This window comes from Priestia sp. YIM B13552 (assembly GCF_042787775.1).
GTDB classification, from domain to species: domain Bacteria; phylum Bacillota; class Bacilli; order Bacillales; family Bacillaceae_H; genus Priestia; species Priestia megaterium_E.
The window spans coordinates 212,251-225,797 of sequence record NZ_JBHZOU010000001.1; the positions used below are offsets into that span (position 1 = coordinate 212,251).

Annotated in this window: 10 protein-coding genes; 2 read left to right on the top strand and 8 right to left on the bottom strand. The window is 38.5% G+C overall.

Annotated features, from left to right (window positions below; all coding sequences use genetic code 11):
• Positions 1-161: 161 nt before the first annotated feature.
• Positions 162-1,535: an amino acid permease gene (locus ACFX40_RS01055; RefSeq protein ID WP_098248931.1), complete on the bottom strand. Its 1,374-nt coding sequence runs from the start codon at positions 1,533-1,535 to the stop codon at positions 162-164.
• A 289-nt stretch (positions 1,536-1,824) separates the two neighbouring features.
• Here ACFX40_RS01055 and ACFX40_RS01060 point away from each other — a divergent pair, with 289 nt between their 5' ends.
• Both ACFX40_RS01060 and ACFX40_RS01065 read left to right on the top strand, forming a co-directional pair.
• Entirely contained in the window at positions 1,825-2,439 is a 615-nt protein-coding gene (locus ACFX40_RS01060) for a LysE family translocator (RefSeq protein WP_377253875.1), read from the top strand.
• 186 nt (positions 2,440-2,625) lie between these two features.
• Entirely contained in the window at positions 2,626-3,768 is a 1,143-nt protein-coding gene (locus tag ACFX40_RS01065) for a SpoIIE family protein phosphatase (protein ID WP_028408099.1), read from the top strand.
• Positions 3,769-3,796: 28 nt separating this feature from the next.
• Here the strand turns inward: ACFX40_RS01065 and ACFX40_RS01070 are convergent, their stop codons facing one another.
• From ACFX40_RS01070 to solA, 7 genes are all read right to left on the bottom strand, one after another.
• The gene (locus ACFX40_RS01070; protein WP_013056253.1) at positions 3,797-4,651 is read right to left on the bottom strand and encodes a CheR family methyltransferase; all 855 of its coding nucleotides are present in this window, start codon (positions 4,649-4,651) and stop codon (positions 3,797-3,799) included.
• 18 nt (positions 4,652-4,669) lie between these two features.
• Positions 4,670-7,435 carry a CHASE3 domain-containing protein gene (locus ACFX40_RS01075; protein ID WP_028408098.1) on the bottom strand — a complete coding sequence of 922 codons (2,766 nt, stop codon included), beginning with the start codon at positions 7,433-7,435 and terminating at the stop codon, positions 4,670-4,672.
• Positions 7,436-8,054: 619 nt separating this feature from the next.
• Entirely contained in the window at positions 8,055-8,936 is an 882-nt protein-coding gene (locus ACFX40_RS01080) for a glycine betaine ABC transporter substrate-binding protein (protein WP_377253877.1), read from the bottom strand.
• Between the two features lie 21 nt (positions 8,937-8,957).
• Positions 8,958-9,821, bottom strand: coding sequence for an ABC transporter permease (locus ACFX40_RS01085; RefSeq protein ID WP_028408096.1), 864 nt, complete (start codon positions 9,819-9,821; stop codon positions 8,958-8,960).
• A 2-nt stretch (positions 9,822-9,823) separates the two neighbouring features.
• A complete protein-coding gene (locus ACFX40_RS01090) occupies positions 9,824-11,077 on the bottom strand; it encodes a quaternary amine ABC transporter ATP-binding protein (RefSeq protein ID WP_252124347.1) in 1,254 nt (417 codons plus the stop codon).
• An 80-nt stretch (positions 11,078-11,157) separates the two neighbouring features.
• Entirely contained in the window at positions 11,158-12,306 is a 1,149-nt protein-coding gene (locus ACFX40_RS01095; RefSeq protein ID WP_028408094.1) for an aromatic ring-hydroxylating oxygenase subunit alpha, read from the bottom strand.
• Positions 12,307-12,372: 66 nt separating this feature from the next.
• Positions 12,373-13,533, bottom strand: a complete 1,161-nt coding sequence (gene solA / locus ACFX40_RS01100; RefSeq protein WP_377253879.1) for an N-methyl-L-tryptophan oxidase — start codon at positions 13,531-13,533, stop codon at positions 12,373-12,375.
• Positions 13,534-13,547 lie beyond the last annotated feature (14 nt).

Consider the following 13,547-nt stretch of genomic DNA (forward strand, 5'->3'; position numbering starts at 1 on the left):
TCCATCATAACGGTTTCTTTTATTAAACAATAACACTTCCTAAAATAAAAAGGACATATGTCTCAAATAAAGTTTTAATTTTTACGTTATGTTCATAGATCACTTTCAAGAGAAATATATACACAAAAAAGACTCTAGCTTGTTCGCTTAGAGTCTTTTTGTTAAGCGCTCTTGTTCTTTCTGGCGTATCCAACGTAAATAAAGACGCCAATCAGCATCCAGCCGATTGAATACATCCACGTTTTCATTGATAAGTTGAACATGAGAAAGATACAGCAAAGAATAGCAATAATCGGAATAAATGGTACAAAAGGTACTTTGAAACCGCGTTTTAAATTAGGCTGACTTTTTCGCAGAGCCAAAATCGAAAATGAAACGGCAGCAAACGTGACAATCGCCAGCATATTCGCTAAATCTGCCAGCTGTTTTAAATCAACAAAACCAGCTACGATCGCGCCTAACGCCCCGACAAGCCATGTGGATATGACAGGTTCACTGTTTTTTCGGTTTACTTTCGCAAAAAGAGACGGCAATAATCCATCATGGCTCATTGACATCAGTATGCGAGGCACGACAAACAAATAAGCAAATACGACGGCCATAATACCAATAACCGCTCCTATAGATACAATGAGCGCTGCCCATTCTTGTCCTACGCTATTGAGCGCATATGACAACGCATCGCCTACGTTTAGCTCTTTATAAGAAACCATTCCTGTTAATACTAATGCAATTACTACGTAAATGACTGCACAAACACTCAGTGCAATCAAAATACCTAGCGGCAAGTTTCTTTGCGGATTTTTCACTTCCTCTGCCGAAGTAGAAATGGCATCAAATCCGTTATAAGCAAAAAAGACGGAAGCTGCGCCTGCAAAGATTCCTTTCACACCAAAAGGGGTAAATGGGTGCCAGTTATTTGTATGAATAAAAAAGACGCCCACGGCTACAAATAAAAGAACAATACCTATCTTGATTAAAACCATTAAGTTATTTATTTTTTTACTTTCTTTTACCCCTCTTGTTAATAAAAACGACATGCACAGCACAATAAATACTGCAGGAAGATTGATAATACCTCCATTGCTTGGTATGGCCGTGAACGATTCAGGAAGTCTAATACCAAATTCAGTAAGCACATTATTCACATAAGATGACCATCCGCCCGCTACGGAAGCTAAAGATACCGTATAGCATCCTACGATGGACCACCCTATCAAATGCGCTACAAATTTTCCTAGTGAAACATATATGTATGTATATGCGCCTCCCGAACTTGGAACAGCTGAACCAAATTCTGCATAACACAGCGCAACAAGAATACAGGCTACTGCAGAAATAACAAAGGAAATGGAGACCGAGGGCCCTGCATCCCTGGCGGCAACTAGCCCTGCTATAACCAGAACTCCTGTCCCAATAGTTGCTCCTACTCCCATCAAAATAACATCAAATAACCCTAGTGTCTTAGTTGATTCTTTTGCTGCATTTTCCTCTAACAGCTTGTTAACATCTTTTTTTGCAAACAGATTACTCATGATGACTAACCTCTCTTCATCTCATTACGAATGACTACTTTTCAGTGGTAGATCTTTCTATATATGTAACAGTGAATTATTTTACTACATTTAATTTTCTGTGTAAAATAATTTATTTTTTGAACTTTTTAATGATTAAAATAAATTTACTAGTGATGTTTTTTATAACACCATTATGATGTACCCGAACAGACTAAAAATATGTGTTAACAACTTTCTCAAATTTGGCTTCATTCACGATTGCTTTTGTACTATACTAAAGAAAAACTTCATAGGAGCAACGTAAAAGATGAACTTATTTTATTTTCTAAAGGGGTTAGTGATCGGTTTTTCCGTTGCTGCTCCCGTCGGTCCCATTGGTATTTTATGTATCAATCGCACGTTATCTAAAGGGCGATTACACGGATTTGTATCCGGGCTGGGAGCAGCTACAGCAGATGCTCTTTATGGATGCATCGCTGCGTTTGGCCTAACGTTCATTACAACCTTTTTACTAACCCAAAAGATTTGGCTTCAGCTGATTGGGGGATTATTTTTATGTTATTTAGGTGTACAAACTTTTCGTTCTCGACCTGCGGAGCACGCTGCCGCTGCTAAAGGAGAAGGTTTACTTCGTTCTTATACATCCGTTCTTTTTTTAACAGTTACGAATCCAATGACGATCTTATTTTTTATTGGCGTATTTTCTGGTGTAGGCATTAGTAAATCAGCATTTGATGCTGCTTCTGCTTTGACAATGGTTGCAGGCGTATTTTTAGGATCGGCCTGCTGGTGGCTTTCGCTCAGTTTTGCTATTAGTCTTGCCCGTTCGAAGTTTACGAATAAAAGCTTAATTTGGGTAAATCGTATTTCGGGAGCGGTTGTACTGACTTTCGGGATATTTGCGTTATACAAATTGCTATAAAAAGTCATTTGTCTCCTTTTCTGGGGACGAATGACTTTTTTAATAGAAAAGAATAATCTTAAAAAATACCCTAAACGCTCTGTTTTCTGTATAATAGATAAATAGAAAAACAGAAAAAGTATAAAAAATGCTTGAAAACTACATACTCAATCATTAGTCTTCAAACATAATAAGGGGAAATAAAGCATGACCATTCTTCTAGTAGATGACAATCAAGTCAATCTATTTGTGATTGAAAAAATTTTAAAAGGCGCTGGCTACGATAACTGTGTGTCTCTTACGTCTGCCCATGCCCTTTTTGACTATCTTAACCTGGACGATGAGAACTCAAAAACGAATTCGGTCGATTTGATTTTACTTGATATTATGATGCCCGAAATTGATGGAATCGAAGCCTGCAGGCGAATTCAACAGGTAGAACGCTTAAAACATATTCCAATTATCTTTGTCACAGCCCTAGAAGACAGCAGCAAATTAGTAGAAGCTCTAGACGCCGGCGGAACAGATTACGTTACAAAGCCGATCAATAAAGTGGAACTGCTGGCTCGTATGCGGGTAGCCTTACGTCTTAAAGCAGAAATTGACTGGCACACGGAACATGAAAAGAAAATTCAAACTGAGTTAGATTTAGCTACGCACGTACAGCAAAACTTACTCAGTCCCCCTTTACGAGAGAAAGATATTCAAATGGAAGTTTCATATTATCCTTCTTTTAAATTAGCGGGTGATATGTACTATTGGCACAAAATTGATGAGCACCGGTACGGGATTATCCTTTTTGATATGATGGGGCACGGCATCTCTGCCTCGCTTGTTTGTATGTTTATTTCGTCTGTGCTCAGAGAAGCTATCAAGTCTCTCGTAGACCCTGAGCAGGTTATTACAGAGCTGAATCGCTACATGGAATTATTGCACAGCGAAAAAGATGAAATCCCTTACTATTTCACTGCTATTTATTTAGTGATTGATACGGAAGCTAAGACAGTAGAATATGTGAATGCCGGGCATCCAGAAGGTTATATGTTAGTGGATGAACATACGCTCGTTCCTCTTCAACGAGGAAGCTGCCCTGTAGGGTTTTTTGAAGAAATGGACGTTCAGAAATCTGTTGTCAGCTTTGAGAACGATGTGCAAATTTTGCTATTTACAGACGGAGCTCTTGAATCAATGGGCCCTTGCGAAAATGAATCTGCCCTTCGTCTTCAAAAGCTTACTGAACAAAAATGGACAAATCCGCAGACATTTATGAATGAAATTTTTTCAGAAGAACAAAAGTTAAATCAGCCTGATGATATGTGCGTGCTTATGATTCAAGCCCAAGCACAATAAAAAAAGACCTCATAAATGAGGTCTTTTTTTATTGCTTTTGATAAATGCGCTCGTTCCCTGCAAACTCGATATAAGAAGCTGCTCCTTCAGCAAAGCGAAGCGTTTCTTTATCACCAAGCCCAAGAAATCCTTTTGCACACAGGCTTTCTGAAAATAAATTATACACTTGATTTTGCAGCTGAGCTGTAAAATAAATAAGGACGTTTCGGCAAATGATGACGTGAAATTCATTAAATGACTGATCCGTGACTAAATTATGCTGAGCAAAGATAATATTTTTTAACAGCGACGGATGAAAATATGCATAGTGATGATCCGTCTGATAATATTCTGAGAAGGCGTTCTTTCCACCGGCTTGAATATAATTTTTTGTATATGACTTCATTTTACGTAAAGAAAAGGCACCTTGTTTTGCTTTTTCTAATACATCTTCGTTCATATCGGTTGCGTAAATGACCGTTTTATCCATTAACCCTTCTTCTTCTAAAAGAATCGCCATAGAAAATACCTCTTCGCCCGTTGCACAGCCAGCGTGCCAAATGCGAATTTCCGGATAATCCTTTAATACCGGAATCACTTTTGTGCGAAATGCTTTAAAAAAGCTTGGATCGCGAAACATCTCTGTTACATTTATCGAAAAATCATTTAAAAGCTGATTCATAAATTCTTCTTCGTGAATCGCTTTTTCTAGCAATCGAGACACAGTTGGAATACGTTCAATTTTCATTCGATTATAGACCCGGCGACAGATAGAAGATTTAGCGTACTGTCTGAAATCGAATCCTGTTAATCGATAAATAGCCGTCAGCAGTAAATCAATCTCCAAATCTGTTTTTTTATTCATAACTAAGTCTTCACTTAAATCTAGGTGCTTCATATCCATTTATGTTTCATACCCCGCTTAATTTACTAGCCATACACGCATAACGGAGAACAGCTGATTTAAATCTAAAGGTTTGCTGATATAATCTGATGCTCCAGCTTCCAAGCATTTTTCACGATCATTTTTCATCGCTTTAGCGGTTAATGCAATAATAGGCAAATCAACAAGCTTTAGCTCTCCTCTAATTTTCTGCATCGCTTCATATCCGTCCATTTGCGGCATCATAATATCCATTAAAATGAGATCAAATGGTTCACTATTCTTCATCATTTCAAGACACTCTATTCCGTTATGAGCTGTCATAATGGTCATACCTTGTTTAGCTAGCGCAGTTTTTAAGGCGAAGATGTTGCGCTGGTCATCATCTACGATGAGCACTCGCTTATCCTGAAATACATTTTCATCATCTTGTAATGAAGGTTCAACTGGTTGTACAGGATGATCAATTTCAGTTATTTCTGCTTCAGGTTTAGCTTCTTCTACAGCTTCTTCTACAGATACTGCTACTTCTTCATATGCAAAATTTACTTTTTCATAGTCAACAAGACCGTTAGAGAGACTAGGAAGATAGAGTGTAAACGTACTTCCTTTTCCTACTTCACTGCTTAGGGAAATCCAGCCGCCCAATAATTTTGCAAACTCACTGCAAATAGATAAACCAAGTCCCGTTCCTCCGTACTTGCGAACCGTAGCTCCATCGGCCTGCTGAAACGCTTCAAAGATAAGCTGATGCTTTTCTTTTGGTATACCAATCCCTGTATCAGCTACAGCTATTTCTAGCCAGCAATCCGTATCGACTGTACGCATAGCTGTTGTAAGACGATGGTCAGCTACTTGTTGAATAGATACTGTGACAGATCCCGATTCCGTAAATTTAAATGCATTTGATAAAAGATTTTTCACAATTTGCTGGAATCTCTTTTCATCTGTGTGAATGATGTCCGGTACATCTTGTGCTTTATTAATTTTTAATTTTACTTCTTTCTGTTCAGCAACGTGGCTGAAATTACGTTCAATTTGATCTGGAAGCTCACTCATATTCATCTCAGCAAGCAAGACATCTAGTTTTCCAGACTCTACTTTTGATAAATCCAAGATATCGTTGATTAATGCCAACAAGTCTTTTCCTGAAGAATGGATAATACGAGCATATTCTTCTTCATCTTCAGATAGCGTTTTAGCCGCGTTTTCCTCAAGCATTTCAGACAAAATAAGAATGCTGTTAAGCGGTGTTCGAAGCTCGTGCGACATATTAGCAAGGAATTCAGATTTGTATTGAGAATTCAATTCCAGCTGATGAGCTTTTTCTTCTAAATCTTCTTTTGCAGCCTCTAATTCAAACGATTTTTCTTCTGCATCTTTTGTTCTTTCTTCTAGCTGTTCATTAATCATACGCAGCTCTTCAGACTGCATTTGCAGTTCCTCTGATTGTGTTTGAAGTTCTTCAGACTGAGCCTGGAGCTCTTCTGTCATCGCCTGAGATTCTTTTAATAGACGGGCAATTTCCATCCGTCTGATTACACCATTGATAGTGAGACCAAACGTTTCAATCACTTGACTAATAAGTTCTTGCTCTAAAACTGTAAATTCGTGCAGCGATGCCAGCTCGATAACTGCAATTACCTCATCTTCAAATAAGACGGGCACAATAAAAATACTCTTAGGTTTTACATCTCCTAATCCTGAAGCAATGAGCTGGTACGTGTCAGGTACATCGTTTATGACAAGGGTTCTTTTTTCTAAAGCAGCTTGTCCAATGAGCCCTTGGCCTATCAAAAAGCTCTCTCTTCCCGCATCGCCTTTTCTATCTGCAAAAGCAGCTTGTTTGACGAATAGATCTCCTTTATCATTTTCCTCTCGAACATAAAATGCTCCGAAAGAAGCTCCTGTCATTTCTGAAACCGTAAAGAGAAATTTTTCCGCAAGCTTGTCTACAGATGCTATGCCTTGGTACATCGTTACAGCATGAGCAATGTTCGTTTGAAGCCAGTTTCGCTCTTCAATATTTTCTAACAACGCGTTCGTGGCTATCCCTAAATCTTTAATTTCATCATTAGATCGAACTTTAATTCTTCCTTTTAACTCGCCTTTTGAAGCCGTAATTCGTTTGATCGTTTGCGTAACTTCTTTAATCGTATTCACAATGGAATTGGACAAAACAATAGCGATAGCAAGTGAAATAAGCGTAACAAATAACAGCAAACCGTAAAGTCCAATTTTTATTTTTTGATTTTTCTCGTCTAACTCTGTTGCTCTTGTTTCAGTCGATTTTTTCTCTACATTTCTAAAAGAAGTAAACTGGCTGCGTATATCATCCATATACTGGCGCCCAGGATCTTTCTCAAAAAACTGCTGAAGCTCTTTTGTATTATTTTCTTTTTTTAATGCAATGGTCGGTTCACCAGCAGCTTCAATCCAGTCTTGAATGCTTCCTTTAATCTTCTCCAGTTTCTCCTGCTGATTTGGATTATTATTTAGAAGCTGATACAGCGCATTATAATCTTTTTCCCAACTTGATGCTGCGCTGTTATAAGGTTCTAAGTAACTCGCTTCTCCTGTAATAATATAGCCCCTTTGTCCGGTTTCCATATCGAGCAGGTGTTTTTCAATTCGATTGGTCAAATCATGCACTTCAATATCATGATCAATGATAAAATTTCGTTCTTTTTGCAAAGATGAAATTTGACTGTTTAAAACAATAAATGCAATGAATAAACAGACAATAACAATTAAATATCCAATAATAATTTTGGATTTGATGCCAAACCTCATTTTCTTTTCCATAATGTTCCTACTTTCATTCTAGATATTCTTCTAGAAGCATTCGAAAAACATGTTTATTTTTGCTGCTGGACAATTTCACTTTCAGTACACACTCTCCACTCCATCTTCCTTTGCTTGATAAGGCTCTCTCTTTTTCCTATCAAGTCAACATTCCTATTATACACTCTATTTTTGTACAGAAGAATATTTATTGTACAAGAGGGAAAGATTAATTTTCCAGTTTGCAAATACCTATTTTCAAGCTGTCTATAAAAATAGGCCCATGCTGTTAAAAGCATGAGCCTATCTTACAATATTTTTGTACACAATAAGGTAATGAAAAGTAATTTATGCTTTGGGGAATCACATAAATTATGACAACATAGGTATAAATAAATACTTACATGCGAAACGTAAAGCATTCATTATTTAAATTGTACTTGGATAATAGAAAGCAATGCCACTTTTTTTAATTTAAATATATTTTTTTAATTTACATATCAGGTTAAAAAACTTTCATTTATTGAGATTTTACCGAACTTAATCCGTTAGAAAAACTGCAGATAAAAAGTTCTCCCCCAAAAAAACAGTCTCTAAGTCAATAGGTTCACTTATGAGACAGCCTTTTCTTTTCCATCTATTATTTTACCCAGCTTTCCGTCACTTTTTTATTTTTAGAAATCCAGTTTTTCACACCTTTTGTCTCGTCTTTTGCACTGTTAATTTCTGATTCTAAAGATGCTAGTTGATCGGCACTAATAGAAAAATCTTTCAGCCACTTTGCTGCTTCTGGATAATCTTCTTTAAATCCCTTTTTGCTAATCGACTGTATTTTTTCAGGTCCAGTTGGATTCATCGTATTTTTGGGATCTTTTAAGTATCTGAGATTATACTTTTCAAAAGCCCAGTGGGGGCGCCATAACGTAACAACAATGGGTTCTTTATTAGCAATGGCTTTATCTAACTCCGATAACATGGCGGCTGTGCTGCTTTCTACTAAATTCCAGTCTGTTAACCCATAGCTTGGCATCGCATGATCTTTAGTAAGGCCGTTTATTCCAGATCCTGGTTCAATACTAATAATCTTTCCGTTAAACTCATCTTTCTTATTTTTTAAATCAGCTAGTGACTGCGCGTCTACGTAGTCGGGAACGGCCAATCCGCTATCTGCTTGATCATACCAAGTACCGAGCACGTCAACTTGTTTTCCAAACCTTTTCATATAAACACTATGAGTGGTCGGCATCCATACATCCAAAAATAAATCAATGTTTCCTTGAGCAACTCCTGAGAAAAGCGGAGCTACGTCGCTTTGAACTGCTTTAACTTTATAACCTTTTCCCTCTAATAATTCCTTCCATAGAAACGTAACAGCTACGGCTTCGTCCCATGGTATGTATCCAATTGTAATTTCTTTTTTAGTCGTCGTGCCGCTTGCTGTATTTCTATTGCCACATGCGGAGACAAGCAGCATAATGACGATTGTTAGCATAATAAAAGAAAATTTTTTTGATTGTTTCATATACTCCCACCTTTATTCATTTTATTTACTTGATTGAATACCTTTTCTTTTTTGAGTAGAAAGGTGCGTCAGACGATCTAAAATAACGGCAATAATGACAACCGCAATCCCACCGATAAATCCTAAGCCTACATCCAACATACTGATGCTTCTTAATACCTCAGCACCCAAGCCACCTGCACCGACCATTGAAGAAATAACAACCATCGAAAGAGATAGCATAATAACCTGGTTTACACCCGACATAATCATAGGCAAAGCGAGCGGCAGCTGGACTTTGATTAATTTTTGCCATTCCGTCGCTCCAAAAGCTTCTGCTGCTTCTAAAGTGGTTTGGGGAACTTGCTGAAGTCCAAGCAGCGTCAGACGAACCGCAGGCGGCATTGCGAAAATAAAAGTAGCAATAAGAGCTGTAACATTCCCTAATCCAAATAAAAGTACGGACGGAATTAAGTAAACAAAAGCAGGCATTGTTTGCATAATATCAAGAATGGGCTTTATCACTGCTCCAACTTTGTTAAAGCGATGTGATAATATGCCTAAAGGAACGCCAAATAGAAGTGAGATAATAGTAGAAGCTAAAACGAGAGATAAGGTCAGCATCGATGCTTCCCATAAATTCAAGCTAATAATAAGAAGTAAACCAAAACATGTAAATACAGCTATCTTCCAATCTGTTAACCATAGCGCTAATAGAACAAAAACAACAACCGTTACTAGTGGAGGAGAAGCCGTCAATGCCCATTCGAGACTGCTTATTAAGCTGGTCATTATCTGGTTGATTCCAGTAAATACACCTGAAAAACTATCAATCATGTAATCAACAAATGAATTTGCCCATTTATCTAAAGGGATGCGAGGAATCGTCGCGGAATTTACCATCATATTTATCGGACCTCCATTTGATATGACTTAACTTCTTGTTGCTCGGTCACTGAAGTACGTTCAGTGAGATTTGCAATAAGAGTGCTTGGGGAAATCATACCTTGTAGGCGATGATAGTTATCAACAATGACTACAGGCGAATGACTGTCTGTAAATAGAGGAATCATTTCTTGTAAAGACATATCAGGATTAACACAATGCGGCTGTGTCATTTCTTTTCCTTTTAAATCATGCTTATGAGCTTCTATCAGCTCCATCACTGTATAAATGCTCATTAAGCCCAATAAGCGATCAGCGCTATCAAGAACAAAAATAGTAGATAAATGATTGGTTCTCATTCTTCTTAATACGACTTGCGGTGATTCATACTCATAGGCAGCCGTTTCTACCGGAATCACCGCGTCTTTAGCAAGGCGAATTTTGCCGTAATTAACGTCTTGAACAAGCAGCTTTACATAATCAGTTGCCGGTTGACTTAAAATATCTTCAGCGGTTCCAAGCTGTACAATTTCCCCGTCTTTCATCACGGCAGCCCGGTGGCCTAAAGTTAATGCTTCATCCAAATCATGCGTCACAAAAATAACTGTTTTTTGTACTTCTCCCTGAATATCAAGAAATAGCTTTTGCATATCTCTTCGAATAAGAGGATCTAAAGCTGAAAAAGGCTCATCCATCAGCAAAATCTCCTGTTCAGAAGCAAGAGCTCTTGCTAGTCCAACCCGCTGCTGCATACCTCCTGATAATTCATAAATTCTTTTATAAGCTTGTCCATTTAAGCCCACCATTTCAAGCGCCTTTTTCCCTCGCTTTTCTCTTTCGTTTGCTGATACACCTTGTATCTCTAGACCAAACGTAATGTTGTCAATCACAGTGCGGTTTGGAAGGAGGCCCACATTTTGAAAGACCATCCCAATTTTATTTCTCCGGACTTCCTGAAGCTGTCTTTTTGGCATATGAGAAATATCTGTGTTTTCTAGATATACCGTCCCTTCTGTCGGTTCTACAAGCCCGTTCAAGCATCGAAGTAAAGTAGATTTCCCGCTTCCTGATAATCCAATTAACACAAAGGTTTCTCCCTTTTTCACTTCGAAATGAGCATTGTAAATAGCAACGGTTGTCTTAGTAGCTTGTTCGACTTCATATTTACTTTGTCCAGCTTCTCGTAGCTTAAGAGCCTGTTCTTTTTGGCGACCAAATACTTTTGAAACATCGGTAACGCGGATAATGGGTTCTGTTAGTTTAGAGCTTGTACTCAATTTATTTCCCCCTTATTTTAAAGTAGATTGTTAGAGGTGGTCTGACACCTCAAAGTAACGTGTGAGACCACTTCTACTTACTATTCGACCTTCATACCGATTGCTTCCAATACATAATTGTAAAAATGAGAAACGTGCTGTTCGATAGGTACTAAAATACCTCCTTCTTTGTAAGATTTTGAGCTCATATTTTCTTGACACCACTCACACGCTTCAAAGTCTTGTAAATTCACGCGGTGAAATAATTCCACAGCATCTTTTGGGTCAAAATCAGGCTTAGCCATTTCCTCCGGGTCGAATAACCATTCACAAATCACTTTAGACTTTTCTGCACTAATTGGAATAATACGATGAATAATAACGTGATCCGGTGTTAAATTGATAAATACAAGCGGCAGAACGGTAATGCCAAAATACGTGCGGTCATCTTCAGGAAGCAATCCTTTTAACATAGGGCGGCTTCCTTTCCCACTGATTGAAAAAGCTTCTAATTCATCCCCAAACTTAGCTCCGCCTCCCACGGAACTTTGAGTGCCGACTCCCGAACGAAATTCAGGCAGCGTTGCCGTAAGTTCAGGGTGAATAGAGGAACAGTGATAACACTCTTGAAAGTTTTCTACAATAAGCTTCCAGTTTGCCTCAACTTCATATTCTTCACGGTGAGCAGATTTCAAGTTTTGAATTTCATATCTAGTAAACGTATAAAGTTCTCCAAAACGATCAAAAATTTGTGCGTCTAGCTGGTATTCAACAGACATAGGATTGTCAGATAAATTAACCCAAACCATGCCGTGCCACACTTCAATGTGAACGGATGTTAGTCCATAATTTTCATTATGCACGAGTTCCTCTCGACAGTGGCTTGTGTTAGGAACACCTACTAAATCACCATCTAAGCTATAGCTCCACGAATGATATGGACAGCGAATGACACCTGCTTTACCGGATGCCTGGCTGCACAGCTTAGCTCCTCGATGCCGACATACGTTCAAGAATCCACGCAGCACGTGATCTTTTCCTCTAGTAATTAAAATATTTTCGTCTTCAACTCTCGTCGTAATATATTGTCCTGGCTCTGCTATTTCGTATTCAAATGCAACTAAACTCCATGATTTAGAAAATATATGATCTTTTTCTAACTTAAAAATGTCCGAAGATGTATACAGCTCTCCTTTCAACGTGGGCTCAAGTCTCCCATTATCATTCACTAAACCATGTTCCATAACCATCTACTATTCCTCCTTCGCTTCTTTAGAAACATTTAAATAGAACCATTCGCAAGAGCTGACGACGATTTATACTATTTTATTCGCCGCAAATCGCTGCGGAGTAAATAAATCAATTGGGTGATTGGTTTTTCCCTCTATCACTAAATCTGCTAAAATCTCTCCTACTACGCTTGCAAACTTAAAACCATGTCCAGAAAATCCAGCTGCAATCGCTACTTGAGGATATTCAGGATGCAGTGAAATGACAAAATGCTCATCTGGTGTATTGGTATACATGCACGTTTTCCCTTGTAAAAATCGACCGTTAAGCTGTGGAATACCTTGAGATAGATAGTGCCGCATCATGTTCACTTCGTCTTCATATATATTTCGATCAATCGTTTCCGGCGTACACGCTGTTCCTTTTCGAAAAAACGCCACTTTTGCTCCTTCAGCCTTTAATCCAAAAGAAGGGAAACCATACAACTGTACATAATCATCTGCTTCCCAAATATAAATCGGCTGTTTTCCCATTGAAAAAATATCTATTCCTTGTGTTGGTTCAAAAAACATTTGCACATGACGCTCTACTTGTAAGCTAACACCTAAATCCCGTAATAAATCGGGTGCCCAAGCGCCTGCAGAAATAATGATTTTTCCAGCTTCATATATTCCATTAGCTGTTACAACGCGCACGCCTTCACCAGAAGGGTGAGCTTCCCACGACATCACTTCTTCAAAAAAATGAAGCTCAGCTCCGTACTTTTCTGCTTGAAGAAGGTGAGTATATACGCTCGCTTCCGGCCTGACGAATCCAGCTCTTTCTTCATATAGAGCAACCGTAGCAGGTGAAGGTGTAAACACCGGAAACCGTTTGTAAATATCCTTTGCTTCTAGAATCTCATACGCAAGATTCCACTGTTTAGAGCTTTCGATGCTTCCAGAAACCGTCAAGCTATCAGGAGGTCCCATCATAAGTCCACCGGTAACCGTAAGAATTTCTTGACCGCTTTCTCTTTCAATTTCATTCCATAATTCATAAGCGCGAAGCAATAATGGAACGTAAGCGGGGTCTTCAAAATACGACTGTCGAATGATTCTAGAACCGCCGTGACTCGATCCTAGGTCATGAGCGGGACCGTATTGTTCTAACCCCAATACCCGCTGACCTTTTTTGGCGAGCTGATAAGCAGCCGTACTCCCCATAGCTCCTAATCCGATAATAATGACATCATAATGTGTTGACATCTGCATTCCTCCTG